Source organism: Yersinia aldovae ATCC 35236, assembly GCF_000173735.1.
Classification (GTDB): domain Bacteria; phylum Pseudomonadota; class Gammaproteobacteria; order Enterobacterales; family Enterobacteriaceae; genus Yersinia; species Yersinia aldovae.
Map to the genome: position 1 here is coordinate 35984 of NZ_ACCB01000019.1, position 25272 is coordinate 61255.

Below are 25272 nucleotides of genomic sequence, written 5' to 3' on the forward strand. Positions count from 1 at the left end.
CTTACTGTATTAAATGAATAACTACAGCGATTCACCCATTGCTGTGATTGTTTTATTCTCGGAGAAAGTCATGCTCAATTTACGCAAGGCAGCCTTGTTCTGCCTGTTGCTGCTATGGATGCCGACCCTGTGGGCGGCGGATAGCGGCTGGTTGGTCAGCCCACAAAATGACCATGCTCAGGTTCGTATTCGTGCTGAATCCGCTCTCGGTGGTGAAACCCGTCTGTTACTTACCGTTAAGCTGGAAAAAGGCTGGAAGACCTACTGGCGTTCACCAGGGGAAGGGGGGATTGCACCGACCATCCAATGGGAACCCCCACTTAACGCGGTCAAATGGTTCTGGCCGGTACCGCAACGTTTTGATGTTTCTGGGATTTCAACGCAGGGCTATCATGAGCAAGCGGTGCTGCCCATCGTGATTTCCGCCAACGTACCCAAAACGCTCAGTGGCACATTAACGCTCTCAACTTGTAGTAATGTCTGCATTTTGACTGACTACCCCTTTAGCCTCGACTTGTCTGCGGCGACAAATACTGAGAATTTGCAGCAATTTGAGCACGATTTTGCGCAGGCAATGGGGCAGGTGCCCATCGCTGATGCGTTGACCAAACAGATTCAGGCCGGTTTTGGTCACAGTGAATTGCAAGTTCTGGCACAGCGTAATGAGGGTTGGCAACAGCCTGAATTGTTCTTTGATACGCTGGAGGACGCCGATCTTGGTAAGCCGATCGTGACGGTGCTGGGTAACCAGTTATCGGTGCGGGTCCCGGCAACCGATGGCTGGGGAGAAGAGAGTGCAGACCTGCTTGGTAAGCGGCTGACAATGGTGATTACCGATGGCGGCCTGGCGCAGGAGGCCAGCGTCACTATTGGGCCTGCGCTTACCTTGCCACAGTCATCCGCCACCTTCTGGTCTTGGGTGCTGATGGCGCTGATGGGGGGGCTTATCCTCAATCTGATGCCTTGCGTGTTGCCGGTATTGGCGATGAAACTGGGATCGATTCTTCAGACTGAGCAGCAAAGTCGTCGTCAGGTGCGCTGGCAGTTTATGGCCTCTTCCGCTGGGATTGTAACCTCATTTTGGTTGTTAGCATTGCTGATGACCGCGTTACGCCTTGGTAATCATGCCCTTGGCTGGGGAATACAGTTCCAGAACCCGTGGTTTATCGGTTTTATGGCGCTGGTCACCGCCCTGTTTACCGCCAACTTGTTCGGTTTATTCGAAATCCAGCTCTCTTCTTCGTTTAATACCCGCATTGCTGCTCCCCGTGTGGAGAAATCAGGCGCGCGCGGCATGGCGGGGCACTTCTGGCAAGGGGCGTTGGCGACCTTGCTGGCAACACCTTGTTCTGCCCCGTTCCTTGGCACCGCGGTGGCCTTCGCACTGGCTGCGCCTTTACCGGCATTATGGGGGATATTTACTGCCCTCGGTGTTGGGATGAGCCTGCCGTGGCTGGCGATTGCCACCTGGCCAAAACTGGCGCTGTGCCTGCCTCGGCCTGGCCGTTGGATGAACCATCTGCGCATTGCTATGGGGGGGCTGATGTTGGCCTCCAGCTTATGGTTACTGAGCCTGATGAGCAGCCACATTGGTTGGTCAAGTGTATTGATTATGGGGGCGATACTCTTGGTGGCGCTGTTGCTGGCTATTGGTTGGCGCTATGGTCCCCGTGTCGCAGCCATTGTCAGTTTGCTCTGCGTATTGGTTGTAGGGGGAGGGCTGTTGACCGGTTCGTTGACTGCCAATTTATGGCGTAAGCCACTGCATGACAATGTTAATTGGCAACCGCTGAGCGAATCTGCCATTAAGAAAGCATTGCTGGAGCATAAGCGGGTATTTGTCGATGTCACCGCCGATTGGTGTGTGACCTGTAAAGTTAACAAAATCAATGTGCTGATGCGCGATGATGTTCAACAGGCTCTGCAAGCGCCAGATGTGGTGGCGTTACGCGGTGACTGGACGCGTCCGTCGGCTGAAATTACCGAATTTTTACGGCAACGTGACAGTGTCGCCATCCCCTTCAATCAAATTTATGGGCCACAGCAGCCGCAGGGCACCGTGCTCTCGCCATTGTTGGAGCGTGACGTGCTATTGAACGTTTTGGCCGATGCTAAAGGAAATAAAGAATGAAAATTATAATGGTTTTGTTGTTCGCGCTGACCTCTACTCCGCTTTGGGCGGCAGCTCCTTTTACTCCAGAGCAGGAGCTGCGGATTAAAGCGTTAATTCGTGAAACGATGGTAGCTAATCCCGATATTCTTGAACAATCCATTAACGCGTTGCAGCAACAAGCCAATGAGGTACAAGGGCAGCAACTGGATCAGTTTATCGCCGCCAATAAACAGGTGCTGTTTCAGGACCCCGGAAGCCCACGTTTCGGCGCCGCCGTACCTGTACTGACACTGGTTTCATTTACTGATTACAACTGCCCATTCTGTAAAACATTCGATCCGTTGCTGGAAAGAATCGTGAAAGAGTACCCTCAGTTGGCGGTGGTGATAAAACCTCTGCCGTTTAAGGGAGAAAGCTCGGTGACCAGCGCCCGACTAGCACTGACCTTATGGCAACAGCATCCGAATCAATTTATGGCCTTCCATCAGCGTTTGATGGCGAAAAAAGGGTTCCATGATGCTGATAGTCTTGCTGCGGCGCAGAAAAAACCGGCGTTACGCCAGCTCCATTGAGCGAGCAGAGCTTCGATGTTTTGCGCACTAACCTGAAACTGGCCGATCAACTGGGTATCCAGGGCACCCCTGCGACCTTGATTGGCAATCAGATAGTGCCAGGAGCGATTTCCTATGAGCAACTGGAGGAAATGGTGAAACAGCAACTGGCACAGGCGGGTAAATGAATCGATTAAAACGTTGGGGCAAAGAACTGGTTATTTTACTGCTACTGATCGCGGCAGTCTCTTTGGGTATGGACTGGCTACGTAGCCCGCAGGTACCGGCTGATTGGGGCGATGTGCCATTACAAACGCTGGCGGGGCAGACGGTTTCGCTCAAGGAGATGAGCCAGGAGAAACCGCTGCTTATCTACTTCTGGGCGACCTGGTGTGGTGTCTGTAAATTCACGACTCCCAGTGTCAATCAGTTGGTTAAGGAAGGGGAGAATGTACTGACGGTGGCCCTGCGCTCCGGCGAGGCTCCACAGCTCGAGCGCTGGCTGGCGAAAAAAGGCTATCAGTTGCCGGTGATTAATGACCCCCGTGGCGAGTTATCGGCGCGCTGGCAAATAGGTGTTACACCGACTCTGGTCATCCTCTATCAAGGTAACATGGTGCAAAACACCAGCGGCTGGACCAGCTATTGGGGCATGAAACTGCGCATGTGGCTGGCCACTTTCTGATTTAACGTTTTTATCGTCTAACCCGGCACATTTATATGCCGGGTTTTTTGTCTGATTGAAAAGTACACATTGAAATCAGATGGCCGACAACGTCAAATAAAGGGCAGTCGTGTCCCAGGTGCAGTAAGTCCGCCACTGAAATGTGCAGTTTAGAGGCGGCGAGATGTGTATAAATCGCCGCATTTCATCGCACGATATTCCCGCAGATTAACGCCATAATTGGCCCCAAGCTTGTTTTTACGGCGTAACGGCTCTTCGTAACGGCGTGCGCAGGCGCTGGGCTAATATCACCCCCGCAAGGGTTATGCTACCGCCAATCAGGTGGTAGCTGTGCAATTGCTCATGCAGTAAGGTTACCGCAATGATGGCAGTAAAGACCGGTGTCAGGTTCATAAAGATAGACGCGGTATTTGCCCCTAAGCGCATCACTCCCTGAATCCATAAATAAGGTGCCATAATTGAGGCCGGAATTCCGGCAAATAACACTAATGGGATATTCTGCGCGGTCAGTTGTACATCCGAAGCTATAAGAAAATTAGGCAATAACAGCACTACGCCGAAGACGATTTGCATATAAAGAGATTGCCAGTTAGGGAGCGGAATCGACCAGCGCTTAGTCAATACGCCGTAAAGGGCATAAGACATCGAGGCGGCCAGCATCATTAATTCACCTTTGCCAATGCCATGTTGCAGTAGCTCTGCCGGGTTCCCCGCGCTGACCAGCCACACTAATCCTCCCAGTGACAGCACGCTACCCAGTGCTATGCCGATGGTGGGCACTACCCGTAATAGCAAAATACTGATAAGCACAGTGAGCAGCGGAATGAGTGAACTGAGAATACCCATAAATAGCGCACTGACACTGTGGGCTGCGTAGTAAGCCAGGCTTTGATACAGCACCATACCCAACAGACCGAGAATCATTAGTTTCCACCAATAAATACGGACTGCCTGCCAGTTGCGGATAACCCCCATCAATAGAAAAGGGGTGAGTGTCAATAACGCCAGCAGCCAGCGGTAAAACGAGATTGCGGCAGGGTCAATGGCAGTAGCAGAAACCTTGCTGACAACGGCATTGATTGACCAGATGATCACCGCAAACAAGGGGAATAGTGCATTCATGGTAATAATTCTCATCTAAATAATATGTGACGTAGTCTACAGTTGTCTGATTTATTCTATATACTGATAACCAGACAATAATTGCTGTAATTAGGACAATTTCGGCGAGAATTACTTTTACAGGAGATAGCTTACGATGACTGAACCCTCTTTCCCTGCGGTGATAAACACGGTTGTGCCGAGGTTGTCTTTTCGCTGTGAAGAATTTAATGCCAATACTGAATTCCTGCCACACACCCATCCCTACGGGCAATTGATTTGCGTAAAATCAGGTGTGGTGGCTATGAGTATCTCTGGTCAGCGCTTTCTCGCTCCACCGGAATTCAGCGTTTGGATACCTGCCGGAGTGGAGCATTCCAGCTATAACCGTAAGCCGATGCAGTTTCGCGCCATTGATATTGCGTTGGAATTTTGCGATGAGTTACCGGATTCTGCCTGCCTGCTGAATGTTAGCCCAATTTTTAATGCCATTGTCGAGGATTGCTTCTCCCGTGGTTTATTGATGCCGGAGAGTGAACAGGATATACGCTTAGCGCGCGTTTTGATTGATCAGCTCCGAGTCTCACCAGTACAGCGCACCTATCTGCCGACCTCGCAAGACAAACTGCTGTCGCCCATTTTGGCGGCATTAGAGCGCTGCCCCTCGGATAACACCTCGCTGGCACTCTGGGCCAAACGGGTTTATACCACTGAGCGCACCTTATCGCGCCGCTGCCAGCAAGAGTTAGGCATGGCGTTTAGCGAGTGGCGGCAGCGGTTACGCTTTCTCCATGCTATTTCGTTGTTAGAACAAGGGAAAACCGTACAAAGTGTGGCGCTGGATGTGGGTTATAGCTCGGCATCCGCTTTTATCGCCATGTTCCAACAAATCGCAGGGACTACGCCAGAACGTTTTCGCCGATACAATCCCTTGCGCCCTTGACGCCGCAGGGTGTTGGCTGCAACTCTAAACGCTTTGGGTATATACTGAACGCCTACTTTATGGGGCAGTAAACTGCCGGAGAACAAAGTGAAAATTCTGGTCGATGAGAATATGCCGTATGCCGATGAGCTATTCCGGCGTTTAGGTCATGTACAGGCGGTACCGGGGCGGCCAATTCCCCGCGATGCCCTGGCTGACGCCGATGCCCTGATGGTGCGCTCGGTGACCAAAGTGAACGAAGCGTTGCTGCAAGGCACCTCAATTGGCTTTGTGGGCACGGCGACTGCCGGTACCGATCATGTCGATGACAACTGGCTACGACAGCAAGGCATTGGCTTCTCTGCGGCTCCTGGTTGCAACGCGATTGCCGTCGTTGAGTATGTCTTTTCTGCGTTGATGATGATGGCTGAACGTGACAACTTCCAGTTACGTGATAAAACGGTTGGTATTATCGGCGTCGGTAATGTCGGTTCGCGGCTGAATGCACGCCTGCAAGCGCTGGGCGTTCGCACGTTATTGTGCGATCCTCCGCGTGCCGATCGTGGTGATAACGAAACTTTCTGGCCGTTGGAAAAACTGGTGCGTGAAGCCGATGTACTTACTTTCCATACTCCGCTAAATAAAAGCGGTGTTTACCAAAGTGTGCACATGGCCGACGACGCATTACTGGCAGCACTGCCCGATGGCCGTATTCTGATCAACGCCTGCCGTGGTGCGGTGGTGGATAACGCCGCACTGTTAAAGGCGCTGGAGCAAGGTAAAAAACTCAGCGTGGTACTGGATGTCTGGGAGCCGGAACCGGAGCTATCGTTGCCGTTGCTAGCTCGTGTCGATATCGGTACGCCACATATTGCAGGTTATACGCTGGAGGGTAAGGCTCGAGGGACGACACAAGTGTTTGAAGCCTTTAGTCAGCATTTGGGGCAACCGCAATCGGTCGAACTGGCTTCATTGCTACCATCGCCTGAATTCAGTCATGTGCGCCTCAATGGTGCGCTGGATGAAGGCAAATTAAAACGATTGATGCACTTAGTGTATGATGTGCGCCGCGATGATGCGCCATTGCGCCGTGTTGCTGGCATTCGCGGTGAGTTTGACCGGTTGCGTAAGCACTATCAGGAACGGCGCGAATGGTCATCACTTTGTGTCCAGTGCGATGACGCTGCCAGTGCGGAGCTGTTGCAGGCGTTAGGGTTTAGTACTCAGTGACGATAAGCCGATAACATATTGATTATTAGGCGGTGTTCTACCGCCTGTTTGTATTTGTATAAATCCTTGTAATTCAATGAATCATTGTGGAGAAAACCAACATGTCTGACGGCTGGAATATTGCTCTGTTAGGAGCAACGGGCGCAGTAGGTGAAGCCTTGCTGGAGCTGCTAAATGAGCGCCAGTTCCCAGTTGGTGAATTGTATCCACTGGCCAGTGAGCGCAGTGCCGGTGCGACCGTGCGTTTTAACGGCAAAAGTCTGCTGGTTGAAAATGCCGCCGAGTTTGACTGGTCCCAAGCCCAGTTAGCCTTTTTTGTCGCGGGGCATGAAGCCTCGCAGCAATATGCCGAAGAAGCGGCAAATGCGGGTTGTCTGGTCATCGACAGCAGCGGCTTGTTCGCAATGGAGCCGGATGTGCCGCTGGTGGTGCCAAGTGTGAATCCACAAGTGCTGGCGGAATACCGCAATCGCAATATTGTGGCGGTAGCCGATAGCTTAACCTGCCAATTATTGACAGCAATTAAACCGCTGACCGAGCAAGCCGGTTTATCCCGATTACATGTCACCGCGCTGATTTCCGCCTCCGCATACGGTAAAACCGCTGTGGATGACCTGGCAGGGCAAAGTGCGAAATTATTGAATGGTATTCCTGCCGAACCGGGTTTCTTCCCCAAGCAACTGGCATTTAACGTCTTACCGCTGCTGGCGGATGGCGAGGGCAGTGTGCGTGAAGAGCGCCGCTTAGTGGATCAGGTACGTAAAGTATTGCAGGACGGAGGTTTACCTATCTCAGTGAACTGTATTCAGTCGCCAGTATTTTATGGTCAGGCACAGGTGGTACATCTGGAAGCGCTGCGCCCAATGTCGTCTGATGAAGCCCGCAGCGAACTGGAAAATTGCGAAGATATTCAGTTATCTGAAGAAGATGACTACCCCACTCAGGTCAGTGATGCCTCTGGCAGCGATGTGTTGAGTATCGGCTGTGTGCGTAATGACTACGGTATTCCGGAAATTTTGCAGTTCTGGTCAGTGGCCGACAACATTCGTTTTGGCGGTGCGTTGATGGCAATTGAAACGGCGGAGCGCCTGTTGCAGGAGCAACTATACTGATGTCCGAACTTGAGTTGGCTCAGCAAGATACGTTCGTTGAGCAAGAAACGGCTAAGAATGCCGGGCTGAAAATTGCATTGGGTATTGAATATAACGGTAGCCGCTATTTTGGCTGGCAACGGCAGTTGGATGTCGTGAGCGTACAGTCTAGCCTGGAGGCTGCGTTGTCGAAAGTGGCCAATGAACCTATTGGTGTTTTCTGTGCGGGCCGCACGGACACCGGAGTTCATGCCACCGGGCAGGTGGTACATTTTGTTACTCACGCAGTGCGTAAAGATGCGGCCTGGACTATGGGCGTGAATACCCATTTGCCGCCAGATATTGCAGTGCGTTGGGTGAAAACCGTCGATAATGATTTTCACGCACGCTTTAGCGCCACCGCACGGCGTTATCGTTACATTATTTTCAATCATCGTTATCGCCCGGCGGTATTGGCGCAAGGGGTGACCCATTGCTATATGCCGCTGGACGCCGAAAAGATGAAACAGGCCGCGCAGTGCTTACTGGGTGAGCATGACTTTACCTCGTTCCGCGCAGTACAATGTCAGTCCCGCACGCCGTGGCGAAATGTAAAACATATCAAAGTTACCCGACACGGCGCGTATATCGTGATAGATATCAAGGCCAACGCATTCGTTCACCACATGGTGCGCAATATCGTGGGAAGTTTGATTGAAGTTGGCTGCGGTAATCAAGATGTGACCTGGATGGCTCAGTTGCTGGCACTCAAAGATAGAACGCGCGCCGCTGCAACCGCGAAATCAGAAGGGCTTTATTTAGTCTCGGTCGACTATCCTGAACACTTTGGTTTACCAAAAGTACCGATGGGACCGCTGTTTCTGGCGGATGATTGAGTTTATTAAAATGATAGATCGTGGCGAATAATAGGTTTGAGTTGAGGCAGACTTCAGGCTAAGGAATACCTAAGGAAGTTCAGCTAATCTCATTCATCTGGTGAGATATTCGTTACGTTTATGACTTGAGAGTATTTATGGAATTTATACGTTTCGTTATTGATTTTATTCTGCATATTGATGTCCATCTGGCTGAACTGGTGGCGCAATATGGTATCTGGGTTTATGCCATTTTATTCCTGATTTTATTCTGTGAAACCGGGTTGGTGGTCACTCCGTTCCTGCCTGGTGACTCTTTGCTGTTTGTGGCAGGTGCGCTGGCATCATTACCGTCTAATGATCTCAATGTGCATATGATGGTTGCCTTGATGGTGGTTGCTGCTATTCTCGGTGATGCTATTAATTATACTATTGGTCGGGTTTTCGGTGAAAAACTGTTCAGTAATCCGGATTCCAAAATTTTTCGTCGCAGCTATCTTGATAAAACCCATCAGTTTTACGAAAAACACGGTGGAAAAGCGATTGTTCTTGCGCGTTTTGTTCCAATTATCCGTACATTTGCCCCCTTCGTCGCCGGAATGGGTAAAATGTCCTACCGCCACTTTGCAGCCTATAACGTGATTGGCGCGTTGGTATGGGTACTGTTATTCACCTATGCTGGCTACTGGTTTGGCAACATGCCTTTTGTTCAGGATAATCTGAAATTGCTGATTGTCGCTATTATCGTGGTGTCAATCTTGCCGGGTGTATTCGAGGTTTGGCGGCATCGGCGGGCAGCAGCGCGTCAGAAAAATCAGTAAAAACGTTGCCTAAGCTGCGGGTTCGACCAGTTTTTTATCTACACTGTCGAGCCAATATGGTTTAATGAGTAACATTTATGGTCTGTTCCTGCGGACAACCCGAGTTAAGTGCCTTAGTTACGCCGTATTGGTGTATATCTTAGGCATTTTTTATTGGGGGGTTTTCAGGGAGATGGTTAAAGCATGAACAGCGAACTGGCAACAGCCAGGTTCAAACAGAAAGGTCATCGATGAGCTGGATTGAACGAATTCTTAACAAAAGCAACATCACACAAACCCGTAAAGCGAGTATTCCTGAAGGGGTGTGGACAAAATGTGATAGCTGTGGCCAGGTACTTTATCGTGCCGAGCTGGAGCGTAATCTGGAAGTTTGTCCTAAGTGTGATCATCATATGCGAATGACAGCCCGAGCACGGCTACATATGCTATTGGATGAAGGCAGTGAAGTTGAATTGGGTAGCGAACTGGAGCCGAAGGATCTCCTGAAATTCAAGGATTCCAAAAAGTATAAAGATCGCCTCGCTGCTGCACAAAAAGAGACGGGCGAGAAAGATGCTCTGGTCGCGATGAAAGGGACTTTAGAGAGGATGCCTATCGTTGCCGTCTCATTTGAATTTGCCTTTATGGGCGGTTCAATGGCATCTGTTGTGGGCGCTCGCTTTGTTCGCGCAGTTGAACAGGCACTGGAAGATAATTGCCCGTTGGTCTGTTTCTCTTCCAGTGGCGGCGCACGTATGCAAGAAGCACTGATGTCATTGATGCAAATGGCAAAAACCAGTGCAGCACTGGCTAAAATGCAAGAGCGCGGTTTACCCTATATTTCCGTGCTGACCGATCCTACTATGGGTGGCGTTTCTGCCAGTCTGGCAATGTTGGGTGATATCAATATTGCGGAGCCAAAGGCGCTGATCGGTTTTGCCGGCCCTCGGGTTATTGAGCAGACCGTACGCGAGAAACTACCGCCGGGCTTCCAGCGCAGTGAGTTTTTGATTGAGAAAGGTGCGATCGACATGATCGTTCGTCGTCCGGTGATGCGCCAGACACTGGCGAGCATCTTGTCTAAATTGACTCATCAGTCGCAGCCAAGCGCGGTTGAAGTCAAAGCCGATGCTGTTACGACAGACAATCAAGCTGATGCCTGATTAACCTAACGGGCATCACCCTAATACGGTGGTGTCCGATTACTGTGCATTGTTGTAGCTTGAGCATTTGTCGCTTTAAAAAAGAAAATGTTTATCCAAAATATGTCGAGTTGCAGGAAGGCGGCAATTGAGTGACAAATCGGTCGGAGAGCGGTTTGAACAACGCTTGAGCTGGCCCGCAGGGTGAGCCTCAGAGGAGGCTCATAATCCTGATGAGTCGACGCCAGTCAATGATTCGGGTGAATGAAAGCAGCCAACGCATATGCAGCTTGAAGTATGATGGGTATAAAGGCCAGTGGTGGGACTCATGGACAATCATCAAATTCCCCAAGCCACGTCGCCTTTGGCCGCGTGGCTTGACTATCTTGAACGTTTGCATTCTCAGCCCATTGAGCTGGGTTTGGAACGTGTTAAACAGGTTGCTGAGCGTTTGGACTTGCTTAAACCTGCCCCCAAAGTCTTTACCGTTGCAGGTACCAATGGCAAAGGCACCACCTGCTGTACGCTGGAATCAATCTTGCTCGCGGCTGGCCTGCGAGTCGGCGTTTACAGTTCACCTCATCTTTTGAGTTATACCGAGCGCGTTCGCATTCAGGGGCAAGAATTATCTGAGGCGGAACATAGCCACTCCTTTGCACAAATCGAAGCCGGTCGTGCCGGTATCTCGCTGACTTACTTTGAATTTGGTACCTTATCTGCGCTGCAATTATTTAAGCAGGCTAAGCTTGATGTGGTGATCCTCGAAGTAGGGCTGGGTGGGCGGTTGGATGCGACCAATATTGTTGATTCTGATGTGGCGGCTATCACCAGTATCGCAATAGACCATACTGACTGGCTTGGATTCTCGCGTGAGAGCATTGGCCGCGAAAAAGCGGGCGTGTTCCGCGCAGGTAAGCCTGCCGTCGTGGGCGAGCCAGATATGCCGCAGTCAATTGCGGATGTTGCCGCAGAGCTGGGGGCAAAACTGTATCGCCGCGATGATACGTGGCAATTTAGTCAGCAGGAGCCATTAAGTCAGCAAAAAAACAGTTGGAGCTGGCAGTGTGTTGACCATCAATGGGCTAACCTGCCATTACCTAATGTACCGTTAGCCAATGCAGCTACTGCGTTGGCGGTGCTGCATTACTCCGGCTTGCCATTGAGTGATGAGGTTATCCGACAAGGGCTGATGGCCGCAAGTTTGCCAGGGCGTTTTCAGATAGTCAGTGAGCAACCCTTGCTGATTCTGGATGTGGCTCATAATCCACATGCGGCTCGCTATCTGACCGATAAGCTGGCCCATTTGCCGAAACGGGGTAAAGTACGAGCCGTGGTCGGGATGCTCTCAGATAAAGATATTGGTGGTACGCTGGCGTGCTTATCCGAGCAGGTTGATGAATGGTATTGCGCGCCGCTGGAAGGGCCGCGTGGGGCGACTGCGCAGCAGCTAGCCGATCATCTGATGGTGTCTCGTCAGTTTAGCGATGTAGCAACGGCCTGGCGTCAGGCCATGCAAGATTCGGAACGACAGGATGTCGTCATTGTCTGTGGCTCTTTCCATACTGTTGCCCATGTGATGGCGGCAATGGATTTGTAACAGCGTGAGTTTATCAAGGCATTGAATTGGGGAGTGCGAGTGGCAAGTAAGTTCCAGAACCGTTTAGTCGGAACCATCATTCTGGTGGCCTTGGGCGTGATTGTGCTGCCGGGGCTACTGGATGGTAAAAAAAAGCATTATGAGGATGAGTTCGCAGCCATCCCATTAGTGCCAAAACCGGGCGATAGCCAGGAGATTGATGCGGTTGGGCCAGTCAGCCAACCTCTGCCTATTGCTCCACCGGAAGGTGCTGCGCAAGCGGTGGAACCGCCGAAAGATAATTCGGGTTCTCAGGCCGCGAATGATGCCGGTAATCTACCCGCAGAGCCGACGATAGTGACACCACCACCGCTGCAAAGTAAGCCGGTTGAGGTGAAACCTGTCGAGAAGAAACCGGTTGAAATTAAACCCACTCCGGCAGAGAAAAAACCGCAGGAAGTAAAACCTAAACCAGAGGTTAAACCTGAAGTTAAACCGGACGTTCAGCCAGAAACCAAACCGGTAGTGGAAGAAAAAGCACCGGTTGGGCAGGCATATGTGGTTCAGTTAGGCGCGCTGAAGAACGCCGCTAAAGTAAATGAAATTGTGGCAACACTGCGTCTGTCGGGCCACCGGGCATTTACCGTGCCTGCAACACCCGTTCAGGGCCAGATAACTCGCGTATTTGTCGGGCCGGATGCGTCAAAACCGAAACTGCAATCGGCCTTGCCAGAGCTTAATTCATTAAGTGGGCTGAATGGGCAAGTGAAGCCTTATGGCACGGCGCGTTAAGGATTGGGGTATTAGGTTGTCCGAGTCCATGCGGTTTTAGTGGCTTCATTTGTGCGGCGATTGTTGTTTTTAAAATCGCCGCACTTTAATTTGTTGCTGGGTCGGAAAAGCCCTACGCAAACGTTTTCTTTTTCTGTTAGAATTCGCCGCGAACAGGATGTAGCGGTGATTTCGTCATTGGAATAGTCATGGTCTGGATTGATTACGTCATAATAGGGATTATCGGATTTTCTGCATTGGTCAGTTTGATCCGAGGTTTTGTCCGTGAAGCATTATCACTTGTAACATGGGGATGTGCGTTTTTTGTTGCCAGTCATTTCTACACTTATCTTGCTATCTACTTCACCCGTTTTGAAGATGAAGTTGTTCGCAACGGAATTGCCATCGGCATTTTGTTCATCGCGACATTGATCGTCGGGGCGATTGTTAACTATGTGATTGGTTCATTGGTAGAACGTACTGGGTTATCAGGAACTGACCGGGTGCTGGGCGTCTGTTTTGGCGCATTGCGCGGCGTACTGATTGTCTCCGCCATGTTGTTCTTTCTGGATACGTTTACCGGTTTTTCACAAAGTGCCGACTGGAAGCAGTCACAATTGATCCCGCAGTTCAGTTATATCATCAGGTGGTTCTTTGACTACCTGCAGAGCACGTCGAGTTTCTTGCCGAATCAATTACCGATTCGGAGCGGCTTATGAGGAAAAGACAACATGTGCGGTATTGTCGGTATCGCCGGTTTTACACCGGTAAACCAGTCGATTTATGATGCGTTGACGGTGCTTCAGCACCGAGGTCAGGATGCTGCGGGCATCGTTACTATTGATGCCCATAATGGGTTCCGTCTGCGCAAAGCAAACGGCTTGGTAAAGGATGTATTTGAAACCCGGCATATGCTGCGCTTGCAGGGGAATATGGGAATTGGCCATGTTCGTTACCCGACCGCAGGCAGTTCAAGTGCCTCTGAAGCTCAACCCTTCTATGTTAACTCACCGTTCGGCATTACCCTGGCGCATAACGGTAATCTGACCAACGCTCACCAACTGAGAAAAAAACTATTCGAAGTTTCTCGCCGTCATGTGAATACCACGTCTGACTCGGAGATTTTACTGAATATTTTTGCCAGTGAATTGGACCGTTTCCAGCATTACCCGCTGGAATCTGACAACATCTTTGCGGCTGTGGCTGCAATGCACCAATTGATTCGTGGAGCTTATGCTTGTGTCGCGATGATTATCGGCCACGGTATGGTTGCTTTCCGCGATCCTAATGGTATCCGCCCATTGGTTATCGGTAAACGTACGCTGGCAGATGGCCGCAGTGAGTATATGGTGGCGTCTGAAAGTGTGGCACTGGATACATTGGGCTTTGAGTTCCTGCGCGATGTCGCTCCGGGTGAAGCGGTGTATATCACCGAAAAAGGCCAGTTGTTCACCCGCCAATGCGCTGAGAACCCAAAATACAATCCGTGCTTGTTTGAGTACGTTTATTTTGCCCGTCCTGACTCATTTATCGATAAAATTTCTGTCTACAGCGCCCGCGTGCGCATGGGCCAGAAGTTGGGTGTTAAAATTGCTAAGCAGTGGGAAGACTTGGATATTGATGTGGTTATTCCTATCCCAGAGACTTCCTGTGACATCGCGCTGGAAATTGCCCGTATTCTGGATAAACCGTACCGCCAGGGTTTTGTAAAAAATCGCTATGTGGGTCGTACCTTTATCATGCCGGGGCAGCAGGAACGCCGTAAATCTGTACGTCGTAAACTGAATGCCAACCGCGCCGAATTCCGTGGTAAGAACGTGTTATTAGTGGATGATTCCATCGTGCGTGGAACCACATCAGAACAGATTGTCGAGATGGCGCGCGAGGCTGGTGCAAAAAAAGTTTATTTTGCCTCTGCCGCACCGGAAATCCGTTTTCCGAATGTGTACGGCATCGATATGCCAAGTGCCAATGAGTTGATTGCACATGGCCGCGAAGTGGATGAAATCTGTAAGTTGATTGGTGCTGATGAGCTAATTTTTCAGGATCTTAGTGACCTTATCGAGGCAGTTCGCGAAGATAACCCAGATATCATCCAGTTCGAGTGCTCGGTTTTTGACGGTATTTACGTCACTAAAGACGTAGATCAGAGCTATCTGGAGTATCTTGAGTCGTTACGTAACGATGATGCGCAGGCATTACGTAATCATAACGAAGCAGAAAATCTGGAGATGCATAACGAGGGCTGATACCCCAAGTTACATCCGTAGGTGGCAGAGGCTGTGTGCTGCCACCGCTGGAAAGAGAGTTTGAATCAAAAAGGTGCAACCTACGTTTCGGCGCGGTGCACCTTTTTTGTTATATGCCTTTCAGCTTGCCTGTATCTTGAAATTTATTGGATATAAGATACGGAAGCATGACTTGCTAATCCCTACTTGATGCGGCAAAGTTTGCCGATATTTCTTCATATTGTGCTTTAGTTAAAAAGTGCAATGCCAGCGCGAGGGGCAGTTTTCCATGAAACGACTTATTATCGGCATCAGTGGTGCCAGCGGAGCCATTTATGGTGTGCGGCTCTTGCAGGTGTTGCAGCAGGTCGAGGGGGTGGAAACTCATCTGATTCTCAGTAATGCGGCGCGTCAGACGTTGGCGCTGGAAACCGAATTCAGTGTTAAAGATGTGCAGGCAATGGCTGATGTCGTCCACGATTCACGCGATATCGCAGCCTGTATCTCCTCAGGTTCATTCAAGACCTGTGGTATGGTCATTTTACCTTGTTCAATCAAAACATTATCTGGCATTGTTCATAGTTATACGGACGGTTTACTGACTCGAGCTGCCGATGTGATACTCAAAGAGCGCCGCCCACTGGTACTTTGCGTGCGCGAAACCCCGCTACATCTGGGCCATTTGCGTCTAATGGTACAGGCTGCTGAACTGGGTGCTGTCATTATGCCGCCTATGCCCGCGTTCTATCATCAACCACAAACTATTCAGGATATTGTTGATCAGACAGTCAATCGTATCGTCGATCAATTCGATATCGAACTCCCTACCGATCTATTTATCCGTTGGCAAGGTCACAGTTAACATTTCTCACTAATTTGATACATTTGTGCAACATCGCACTGAAATGAGGCGGATTATGCACCACAATGATCCTGTTTCACCTTGCGTACTGTGGCATGAATTGCGTATTGGGTTTCTGTTTACAATCTGATGCCTTCGCGTTTATCGATTTTAGTGATGATAGTGCAAGAAAATAGCTGGGCGGAACAGAGTTTCCTTCCAGACGATTACTGGCATGATTAGTGCAAATTGATTTATGACAGCTCGGGCTTGTATAGAAATCTAGCGCGCTTTGTGACATCGAAAATCAATTTGAGGGTTACGTATGAATAAGAAGATGTTTGTCCTTCCTTTGGTATTAGCACTAGCTGCTGCGAGCAGTGCTTTTGCTGCTATTCCAAAAGATGTCAAAATTGGAACTGATCCTACTTACGCGCCTTTTGAATCTAAAAATGCCAGCGGTGAGTTGGTGGGTTTTGATATCGATATAGCGAAAGAGTTATGCAAACGTATTGATACTAAATGCACTTTTGTAGAAAGTGATTTCGACGCCTTAATCCCATCACTGAAAGCTAAAAAAATTGATGCCATTATCTCCTCGCTCTCTATCACTGAGAAACGCCAAAAAGAAATTGCCTTTACAGACAAACTTTTCGCTGCTAACTCTCGCTTGATCGCGACGCAAGGCAGCAAAGTTGAGCCAACACTCGTCGCCTTAAAAGGTAAGCGTGTTGGGGTATTACAAGGTTCGACTCAGGAAGCCTATGCCAATGCTGAGTGGCAGCCAAAAGGGATTGATGTTGTTGCCTACCAAAATCAGGATCTGATTTATGCTGATTTAGCCTCAGGCCGCATTGACGCAGCATTCCAGGATGAAGTTGCAGCGAGTGAAGGTTTCCTGAAACAAGCGGCAGGTAAAGGGTATGCCTTCGCTGGCCCATCAGTTAAAAATGATGAATTCTTTGGTGTCGGTACGGGGATGGGGCTGCGTAAAGATGACGTAGAACTGAAAGCCGCGCTGGATAAAGCCTTTGCAGAAATGCGCAAAGATGGCACTTACGATAAGCTCGCGAAAAAATATTTCGATTTTGATGTTTACGGCGGTTAATTCCGTTTGCTGTAACCGCCTCTGCCTAAATTGGGCAGGGGCTGTTATGGGGCAACCCAAAGTCATTAACCAGACTCCTTACTCAGTAAAATAGGATAACCCAGATGCTGGATGGATATTCGAAACTGATATTTGAGGGTGCGCTGGTGACACTGGAACTGGCACTGAGTTCAGTGCTGCTTTCGGTGGTTATCGGCCTGATGGGTGCCGGAGGAAAGCTATCATCAAACCGGCTGTTATCTGGTTTATTTGAGTGCTACACCACGTTGATCCGCGGTGTGCCTGATTTGGTCTTGATGCTACTGATCTTTTACGGTTTGCAGATAACCCTAAATAGCATTACTGAATTCTTTGGTTTTGCACAAATCAATATTGACCCTCTCTCTGCCGGGATAATTACTCTTGGCTTTATTTATGGTGCCTATTTCACTGAAACTTTCCGCGGTGCTTATATGGCGGTTCCTCGAGGGCAAATTGAAGCTGCCATTGCATTTGGTTTCACATCCAGCCAGATTTTTCGCAGAATTATGTTTCCTGCCATGATGCGTTATGCCTTACCTGGTATCGGTAATAACTGGCAGGTTATCCTTAAAGCGACAGCGCTGGTTTCTATTCTGGGTTTGAATGATGTGGTCAAAGCCACACAGTTAGCCGGCAAGGGGACATATCAACCTTTCTTCTTTGCTTTAGTGGCTGGGGCGGTTTACCTGATTTTCACTACACTATCGAACGGAGTGCTGCTGTGGTTGGAGCGGCGTTATTCCCACGGGGTGAAGAGGGCTGAGCTATGATTGATATTCTACATCAATACTGGCAAGCACTGCTTTGGAGTGATGGTTACCGCTTTACAGGTGTGGCTATTACATTGTGGTTACTCATTTCCTCGGTAGTGATGGGGGGGTTAGTGGCCATCCCATTAGCGGTAGCTCGGGTTGATGAGCGGCGCTGGGTCCGTTTACCTGTCTGGTTTTTACCTATATCTTTCGCGGCACGCCATTATATGTACAATTATTGGTGTTATATTCTGGCGTATACAGTTTGGAGATTATCCGAGGCAATGACCTGCTAAATGCCTTTTTCCGCAGTGGATTGAATTGCACTATTTTAGCTCTCACACTGAATACCTGTGCTTATACTACAGAAATCTTTGCGGGTGCTATTCGTGCAGTGCCACACGGTGAAATAGAAGCCGCCAGAGCCTATGGATTTTCACGTTTTAAACTGTATCGCTGTATTATTTTACCTTCCGCACTGCGTATTGCTTTACCGGCCTACAGTAATGAAGTCATTTTAATGCTGCATTCTACGGCGCTGGCTTTTACTGCGACAGTGCCGGATATACTGAAAATAGCACGCGATATTAACGCTGCAACTTATCAGCCGTTTTATGCATTTGGTATTGCTGCCGTACTTTATCTGATTATCTCCTATACGTTAATTAGCCTGTTCCGCCAGGCAGAAAAACGTTGGCTGGCCCATATAAAACCTCAGGCATCGCATTAAGTATGGAGATATTATGACTAATACTTTAGAAACTAAAATCGCTGAAACCAAACTGTCTGTAACTGAATTGCATAAACATTATGGGGAGCACGAGGTATTAAAAGGTGTATCGCTGTCAGCGAAGGCAGGAGATGTTATCTCTATTATTGGCTCATCCGGCTCGGGGAAAAGTACCTTTTTACGCTGTATTAACTTTTTGGAAAAACCCAGTGAAGGCTCTATTAGTGTTAATAATCAGAATATCCGGTTGGTACGTGATAAAGACGGGCAGCTAAAAGTCTTTGATAAAAAAGAGCTGCAATTGTTGCGTACTCGTCTGACGATGGTGTTCCAACACTTTAATTTGTGGAGCCATATGACGGTGTTGGAAAACGTGATGGAAGCGCCGGTACAAGTGTTGGGATTAAGTAAGCCAGTGGCTAAAGAGCGAGCCATTCGTTATCTGGATAAGGTGGGGATTGATGAGCGCGCGCGTGCCAAATACCCTGTGCACCTGTCAGGTGGTCAGCAACAGCGTGTTTCTATTGCGCGTGCCTTAGCAATGGAGCCGGATGTCTTATTGTTTGATGAACCTACCTCCGCGCTAGACCCTGAGTTGGTCGGTGAAGTATTGCGCATTATGCAGAAACTGGCTGAAGAGGGCAAAACGATGGTGGTAGTCACCCATGAAATGGAGTTCGCCCGCCATGTTTCCAGCCATGTTATCTTTTTGCACAAAGGGCTAATTGAAGAAGAAGGCCCGCCCGCCGAGCTGTTTGGCCATCCTAAAAGTCCCCGTTTGCAGCAGTTCCTTTCTGGTGTATTGAAGTAACCTTTTTGGCGGGGTAGTCAATCGAGCTATCCCGCAACCTCTGGTTTTAATAATCCTTTCGCAGTCATCCATTAATTATATATTTCCATATTTACTTGTGTCTTATTTCAATTATTTATTGGTTAATAAATATTTATATAATGTTATAAATACTTTGTAATTATATTTTCCTTATGTTTATTGATATTATTTCAATTACAATTATGTAATTTTAAACATAAAATTTAACATGGGGGATATATATGTCATTTGAAATAAACTATTCTTTTGAGTTTTCTCAAAGCCGTGATTTACTCACCAAAATTAAGAAATCAATTTATGAAATAAACTATTACTCCGTTACGCCAGGAGATGCAGTTGCTGCCGAAAGGCTTACTACAGGGTTATGTTACGCATTATCTGCAGAATTTATAGCTGCGGAACGTAATGGTTCTGGCGGTGGTAAAAAGTATTTTGAATTTATGTTAAAGGCAATTAATAGTTATAAAGGGAATGCTCAGATAGTAAGTGGAGATCTTGATAATATAACGGCAAAGATACTTATGCAGTATGATAGACAGTTTCTTTATACTGAGTTAGAAAGAATACAAACAATACATAACAGCCAAAATATAAAAATAAACTATCAAAGTATAGATGGTGATCTTAAAGGGGTGATTTCCGTTCTGAAAAATAATAAAAAAATTAATGCTATTGTGGATGTTTATGCATTTACGCAAGAGATACATGAGAGGTCGATAGCAGGGAAAATATCCAACAACGACTTAATAGATGTTATTGGAAAATATATAGTAAGTGACGATAATGATTTTAAAAAATCAATAAGTAATTCACGAGAAAAGGGTAAGAATAAAATATATTTAATTAGCGCTATAATAGATAATTTAGCCAAACAACATATGAATGGCAATAGTGTTAAAGAAGAAAATGGGCAGTATCTGGCTAGTAAGGTAGATAAGGTAACTTCAAACATATTTGGCGAGATGCTGGGTGTTGCAATTAATAGTGAAAAGGTTCGTTCAAACAACGTTTATGGAGGTTATTTACAAGATAGGGGGTTGCTCATTGTTGGCTATGGTGATGCAGAAACCAGACGTACTCGGATGAAAAATGATTATTTTGAAGGTAGCAGGAAACTTAACTTATTGATTAATGATTTAGCCGATGTTAAGAAAAATAGCTATATAACTATTAGTTCGCCTAATCACGCTATGGCAATATCTGTCATCATAGATAGTAATAATAATACTCATTGGACTTTTTTTGATCCAAATTTTGGGGCAAAACAATATAATAGTCATGCAGATTTTGAACAGGGTGTATTTGATTTTCTGCGTATGCCCAATACTATACCTAACTCTAAAACGAAAGGCATACCGATAGGAGTTCTATATGGTTTTTCAGAAGAAAAACTTAAAAATATGGAGATTAGTGTTGGTTATAGTCTATTTGAAGGTGATGATAGACCGCGTCAAGATAATAGCATATGGAAACAAGCACAAGAGGGTGAGCAAGCCTATATTGTCAAATCATTAAAAGAAAATAAAATCATCTTTGATTTACCATCAAAGTCTACGGCAAAAGTGATTGACTATTCTCTTGAAAAAAGAGTATCAGGGGAATGGCGGGTTAAAAACGTAGTGATAGAGGTAACGGCTGTGGATAATAAATTTAATATCCATATCCCTGCTGATAGCTTTGATAGTGCTGTAAAAGATCTACGATATAATATCAATATGTTAATAAACTACAAAAATGATAATCCATCAGTCATGGATATTGATTTAACTAAAGGTGTAGTTAAAAAATCCACCACCTTATTTTCTCCAGAAGCGGTTAAAACAGAAACGTACAGTGAAATAGCAGTATATAAATTCGAGTTAGAGTCGCTTAGTTCACGAACTAAAAAGGTTATTGATATATTAGATCGATTAGTGGAAAAAGAATATTAATAACGGAACTATGTGCTGAGAGTAAAACGTCACTTGCTGAATTTTTTAACTTAAATCATGATGTATTAGATAGTCGTGATATTTTGAGAATGATAACTGACTCTGATTTTTATTTACAAACGCGGCTGGAATTATCTGAATTGCAGCAAGCAAGTGCCAATAACCCACAGTTTGAAAAATTAGCCGCCAAGGCAGCATTAGCAATATGCAAGCAACATCATATTGATAAAGCCGATAAGTATTTAAAGTCAGTCAATCTGGCTGGCCAAATGGGAATTAAGCCACCATTTATGCTTAATCAATTCTTAACACTCTCTACAGATTTCGCCGCTGGACAGAAAAAACAACTAGACTTAGGTGCTGCATATTTATATGCATCCTCCAAAGGAGACTTGGCCCAGTTTAAACAACAATTATCTATACACCTTGAATTATGCTACCTCAAGGCGCAAGGGATCATATCAGATGATGAAAGCATACAATTAGATAACTTTAATAATAAATTTAATGCATTAAGTGAACTTCAATACGAAGATGTTCGTCATCAGCTTCCTGATGGGGGATTTACCGGTATCCCAGAATTTGATATTGGTTATTATCAATTTATGGTTGATGATACTTTGCTAAATATCTCCGTTGAAAAAATAGGAGATAACTACTCTTGCTCTATTTATGATACAGAAGGTGGTGAGAGTACTTTTTATGGTATAGATAAACGTGAGGTTAATAAAAAAGCATCTTCATTTATAGAAGGCTATGTTGTAGATAATACTAAGGCACAATCTGCACGAAATTTTAAGCTATACTTTTGGGATTTCTCTGATGGTAATATTGGTGGCTCAGGTTTACCACTCAAGAAACTTTACCAACAAAATTTAATAACAGAAAGGCAACGGTTAGTCGAACTGGGTAATACATTTTTCAACCAACAAAAAATAGCCTTTAGCACTCTTTATGATATGGGGGCAGTGCTGGATGGTAAGCTTCTTACCACTGATATTGTAGCAAATAATCCTGACTGGCAAGCAACGGTCCGTTTTGACCCCTTTTTAATAAATGAGTTTTATTCATTTTCTGATCAAACATCTGTTGAACAACAACAGTCAGTTAAGGTGATTAAGGGCTTATTGGATAGTAAAGATAATAATAACAATTTACTGAATGCTCACTCTGATCCTAAGGTGAGGCAGGATGCGGAGCGATATCTGACTGCGATTAATTTATCTGTTGATTCAAATGGTAATACCCAGCAAAAACTGTGGGATAGATTAACTCAGGTTACAGCCCAATCAAGCCGTTTCCAATCCTTTGGCCAAAAAGTAGGAACTGTTTCTCAAACTTTTGCTATGGCAAAATTAGCCATATCTACAATAGGTATGATACAAAAACTGCAAGATCCAAATATAATGGTGGAAGAAAGTAATGAAATAAGAAAAAACTTACATATCAGTTGGAGTGCCATAATCGTTGATTTCGGCGCAGATACACTGCAACCAGTTGCTTACAACGTGGCTAAATTCTTTTCTAAGAAAATGTCGTCGACAAGCTCTATAACGAGGCGTGCTGTATTTAAAGTTGCCGCTAAAGGAGCAAAACATACTGTCGCTGCATTGAATTTTCTTTCTTCCGGTTTTGATATTCATGAGTCTATCGATAATTTTATAAAAGCTGGGCAAGAAACCAATCCTGATTTAAAAATAGACTATATAGTGAATGGCACTCTGGCCGTAATTGGAGCTGCTGTGAGCATTGCAACGGGGATAGCATTAGCTATAGGGCTGAGTGTTGCTGGCCCAGTTGGTATCACCGCTGGCGTTACTCTTATGGTCGTTGGGGGGATATATAATGCTGTACGACAAGTGGAATATCTTAAACGGGAAATAAAACTGTCTACTGGGGAAATCGCTTCAGCGGGGTTAAATATATTTATGACTGGAAGTCCAGGGGTGGATATTACTGAGAAACTTATAGAGAAAAGTATGAATGATAATAGGCTGAAATTTTCCAGAGATATGTTCACTAGCAGAATAAGACCTATGGGGGCAGATAATTACATTTGCGCCGATGAAGAGTATGATAAATCTCGAGAGATAATGTATACATATGTGTATAAAATAGATCACGAACTTGTGAAGGCGAAAATTAAGGAGCTAAAGGTTGGACGGGACTTTGCTGTATCCGCTGGATACAGTTCTGGCAGTTCCTCGAGTAAAATTTCGCAAGAGTTAAGCCGTTTGGACAGTTTTAATGATTTGGATTGGGGTAATTTTAAGTCTGACGCTGAAATTAGTGAGAGTGTATCGAAAGATACAACTATCGCATCCCTTGAGCGATTTTTAATTATGCGTAATAACAGGCGTTTTTTAACAGCGGCTGAACTTTATAATTGGAAAAAACAGGAAATACTGATGATTTTGACATTATAGAGATAAATACGCTGAACCCTAATAAACGACATGCTAAAAATGATGCCATTATTAAAAATATTGATTTATTCAACAATCACCCGCTTCTTTCTAAACGACATTTTAGTTCAATAAGAACATATAAAACATCCATCATTGAGGTTGGAACTAATGGTGACGATAGCTCTCAACAATATGTAACCCAATACACTGGTGGTTTAAAGAGTGAAGCAATGCCCGTAACTAAAAATGAACATAATAGTGGAAGTGTATATTATGATCTCGGCGGTGGTTTTAATGTTTGTGTCGCTGAAGATGGTGTATCAAACAGTTTTGATGTCAGAGGTGGGGTAAACATATTTATAGGTGGCTCAAAGAATGATAATTTTTTCTTAACCAACGAAGTTAGTTTTGAACTCTCTGCTCGATTGAATAACGAACCTAATTATTTAGATGGACAAGGTGGCAGCGATACTATTTTTACGCCGCAAGGACGTTTCTCTAATAATGGGTATCACGTAAATCTCCAAGAAGGTTATGTGACCGATAAAGTTACTAAAAAAAAGGTAGCAACACTGCATAATATCGAAAATGCTATCGGCCAATCTGGCGCAGAGGATGATATTGAAGGGACTGACGGTGATAACTATCTTCATGGTGGTGGCGGCTATGATAGGATTAAAGGTGGAGAAGGTAATGATATTATAGTATTATCGGAAGGTAAAGCTATTGGGGGGAAAGGAATTGATACCTATATTATTTTTTCTGAAGATGGAAGAGATAAAACTATTTTTATAAAAGAAATTGATCAAAATGAAGTTAGCAATATAAGACTTGAATTCAACATTAATGAAATAAAATCGCTTAAAATAATAGGTAATGACGTTATTGTTGCATTGGATAGAAATAGTTCTATCACAAACATTGTTTTAGAAAAAGTATATATGACCAATGCTGATAGAGATAAAAAAACATTAAATCATAATTATATTTTCAGTACCAAGGATAATTTTATTCTATTCCCTGAATGGCCAGAGGAATTGAGTTCTGAAATTGTAGTAGCAGAATCATTATTTAATTTTAACGCCATCTATAACTCTCAGGTAGATAATGTTATTTCTCCGAATGAGCCAGCTAAGGTTATACGAATTGATGGTGATAATATGTGGATTGACCAGTCAAAAATTGACTTACCCTCTTTTGTAAAACCTTCACTAATGGGCAGTGAATATACTGTGGATTCATTTAATGGAACCTCTTATAATGATCACTTTATGAATTTAGGGGCTGGAGATAGTGTATCAACCGAAGGTGGGAATGATGTTATAAATATTACCAGTACTGTACTGACTGATAAAATCAATGGCAATATACTTACGATTTATTGTGGTTCTTCAAAAAATCGCCATCTTGATGTAAAGGATGCTTATCCTACTGATTTCACTAAAATAAGAAATGCTAAATTAGGAATAAATAAAGTTAAAAAAATCAGAACGATCATTTTTTGATAAAACATATCATAGTCATAGTCATAGTCATAGTCATAGTCATAGTCATAGTCATGGTTATATTAATCAGAAGAGTGATT

General features: G+C 45.9%; 20 protein-coding genes and 2 pseudogenes. 21 read left to right on the forward strand and 1 reads right to left on the reverse strand.

Going from position 1 to position 25272, the window contains the following annotated elements; translation table 11 throughout:
* The first annotated feature begins 70 nt into the window (after positions 1 to 70).
* From YALDO0001_RS10615 to YALDO0001_RS10625, 3 genes and pseudogenes are all read left to right on the forward strand, one after another.
* Positions 71 to 2131 (forward strand): protein-disulfide reductase DsbD family protein, encoded by a 2061-nt coding sequence (locus YALDO0001_RS10615; RefSeq protein WP_042839776.1) that lies wholly within the window; start codon positions 71 to 73, stop codon positions 2129 to 2131.
* Positions 2128 to 2852, forward strand: a pseudogene (locus YALDO0001_RS10620) (DsbA family protein). Before YALDO0001_RS10615 ends, YALDO0001_RS10620 begins: the two are co-directional and overlap by 4 nt.
* Positions 2849 to 3349 (forward strand): protein disulfide oxidoreductase, encoded by a 501-nt coding sequence (locus tag YALDO0001_RS10625; RefSeq protein WP_042839778.1) that lies wholly within the window; start codon positions 2849 to 2851, stop codon positions 3347 to 3349. Before YALDO0001_RS10620 ends, YALDO0001_RS10625 begins: the two are co-directional and overlap by 4 nt.
* A 237-nt stretch (positions 3350 to 3586) precedes the next feature.
* Here YALDO0001_RS10625 and YALDO0001_RS10630 read toward each other — a convergent pair whose 3' ends face one another.
* On the reverse strand, positions 3587 to 4471 hold the full coding sequence (locus YALDO0001_RS10630; protein ID WP_042839779.1) for a DMT family transporter: 885 nt from the start codon (positions 4469 to 4471) through the stop codon (positions 3587 to 3589).
* 136 nt (positions 4472 to 4607) lie between these two features.
* On the opposite strand from YALDO0001_RS10630, the gene YALDO0001_RS10635 reads away from it, so the two are divergent.
* From YALDO0001_RS10635 to YALDO0001_RS10720, 18 genes and pseudogenes are all read left to right on the forward strand, one after another.
* Complete coding sequence (locus tag YALDO0001_RS10635) at positions 4608 to 5393, forward strand: AraC family transcriptional regulator (protein ID WP_004702922.1); 786 nt, start codon at positions 4608 to 4610, stop codon at positions 5391 to 5393.
* A gap of 87 nt (positions 5394 to 5480) precedes the next feature.
* Positions 5481 to 6602, forward strand: coding sequence for a 4-phosphoerythronate dehydrogenase PdxB (gene pdxB, locus YALDO0001_RS10640; protein ID WP_004702924.1), 1122 nt, complete (start codon positions 5481 to 5483; stop codon positions 6600 to 6602).
* Between the two features lie 101 nt (positions 6603 to 6703).
* The gene (locus tag YALDO0001_RS10645) at positions 6704 to 7714 is read left to right on the forward strand and encodes an aspartate-semialdehyde dehydrogenase (RefSeq protein WP_042839780.1); all 1011 of its coding nucleotides are present in this window, start codon (positions 6704 to 6706) and stop codon (positions 7712 to 7714) included.
* Positions 7714 to 8568, forward strand: a complete 855-nt coding sequence (gene truA / locus YALDO0001_RS10650; RefSeq protein ID WP_082167907.1) for a tRNA pseudouridine(38-40) synthase TruA — start codon at positions 7714 to 7716, stop codon at positions 8566 to 8568. Before YALDO0001_RS10645 ends, truA begins: the two co-directional genes overlap by 1 nt.
* A 137-nt stretch (positions 8569 to 8705) precedes the next feature.
* Positions 8706 to 9368 (forward strand): DedA family protein, encoded by a 663-nt coding sequence (locus YALDO0001_RS10655; protein ID WP_004702928.1) that lies wholly within the window; start codon positions 8706 to 8708, stop codon positions 9366 to 9368.
* Positions 9369 to 9598: 230 nt separating this feature from the next.
* Positions 9599 to 10510, forward strand: a complete 912-nt coding sequence (gene accD / locus YALDO0001_RS10660) for an acetyl-CoA carboxylase, carboxyltransferase subunit beta (RefSeq protein WP_004702930.1) — start codon at positions 9599 to 9601, stop codon at positions 10508 to 10510.
* 307 nt (positions 10511 to 10817) lie between these two features.
* Complete coding sequence (folC, locus tag YALDO0001_RS10665; RefSeq protein WP_004702933.1) at positions 10818 to 12086, forward strand: bifunctional tetrahydrofolate synthase/dihydrofolate synthase; 1269 nt, start codon at positions 10818 to 10820, stop codon at positions 12084 to 12086.
* A gap of 39 nt (positions 12087 to 12125) precedes the next feature.
* On the forward strand, positions 12126 to 12857 hold the full coding sequence (dedD, locus tag YALDO0001_RS10670) for a cell division protein DedD (protein WP_004702935.1): 732 nt from the start codon (positions 12126 to 12128) through the stop codon (positions 12855 to 12857).
* A gap of 188 nt (positions 12858 to 13045) precedes the next feature.
* On the forward strand, positions 13046 to 13555 hold the full coding sequence (gene cvpA, locus YALDO0001_RS10675) for a colicin V production protein (RefSeq protein ID WP_004702937.1): 510 nt from the start codon (positions 13046 to 13048) through the stop codon (positions 13553 to 13555).
* Between the two features lie 12 nt (positions 13556 to 13567).
* Positions 13568 to 15085, forward strand: coding sequence for an amidophosphoribosyltransferase (gene purF, locus YALDO0001_RS10680; protein WP_004702938.1), 1518 nt, complete (start codon positions 13568 to 13570; stop codon positions 15083 to 15085).
* A gap of 268 nt (positions 15086 to 15353) precedes the next feature.
* Entirely contained in the window at positions 15354 to 15926 is a 573-nt protein-coding gene (locus tag YALDO0001_RS10685) for a UbiX family flavin prenyltransferase (RefSeq protein WP_042546466.1), read from the forward strand.
* Positions 15927 to 16230: 304 nt separating this feature from the next.
* Positions 16231 to 17013: a histidine ABC transporter substrate-binding protein HisJ gene (gene hisJ / locus YALDO0001_RS10690; protein ID WP_004702942.1), complete on the forward strand. Its 783-nt coding sequence runs from the start codon at positions 16231 to 16233 to the stop codon at positions 17011 to 17013.
* Between the two features lie 104 nt (positions 17014 to 17117).
* A complete protein-coding gene (locus YALDO0001_RS10695; RefSeq protein ID WP_004702944.1) occupies positions 17118 to 17804 on the forward strand; it encodes a histidine ABC transporter permease HisQ in 687 nt (228 codons plus the stop codon).
* Positions 17801 to 18516 (forward strand): annotated as a pseudogene (locus tag YALDO0001_RS10700) (ABC transporter permease). Before YALDO0001_RS10695 ends, YALDO0001_RS10700 begins: the two are co-directional and overlap by 4 nt.
* 13 nt (positions 18517 to 18529) lie before the next feature.
* Positions 18530 to 19327, forward strand: coding sequence for a histidine ABC transporter ATP-binding protein HisP (gene hisP / locus YALDO0001_RS10705; RefSeq protein ID WP_004702947.1), 798 nt, complete (start codon positions 18530 to 18532; stop codon positions 19325 to 19327).
* Positions 19328 to 19569: 242 nt separating this feature from the next.
* Positions 19570 to 21279 carry a YopT-type cysteine protease domain-containing protein gene (locus YALDO0001_RS10710; RefSeq protein ID WP_004702949.1) on the forward strand — a complete coding sequence of 570 codons (1710 nt, stop codon included), beginning with the start codon at positions 19570 to 19572 and terminating at the stop codon, positions 21277 to 21279.
* 89 nt (positions 21280 to 21368) lie between these two features.
* Positions 21369 to 23705: a hypothetical protein gene (locus YALDO0001_RS10715; RefSeq protein WP_004702950.1), complete on the forward strand. Its 2337-nt coding sequence runs from the start codon at positions 21369 to 21371 to the stop codon at positions 23703 to 23705.
* Positions 23666 to 25192: a calcium-binding protein gene (locus YALDO0001_RS10720; RefSeq protein WP_042839782.1), complete on the forward strand. Its 1527-nt coding sequence runs from the start codon at positions 23666 to 23668 to the stop codon at positions 25190 to 25192. The genes YALDO0001_RS10715 and YALDO0001_RS10720 overlap by 40 nt, the downstream gene beginning before the upstream one ends.
* The last annotated feature ends 80 nt before the right edge of the window (positions 25193 to 25272 follow it).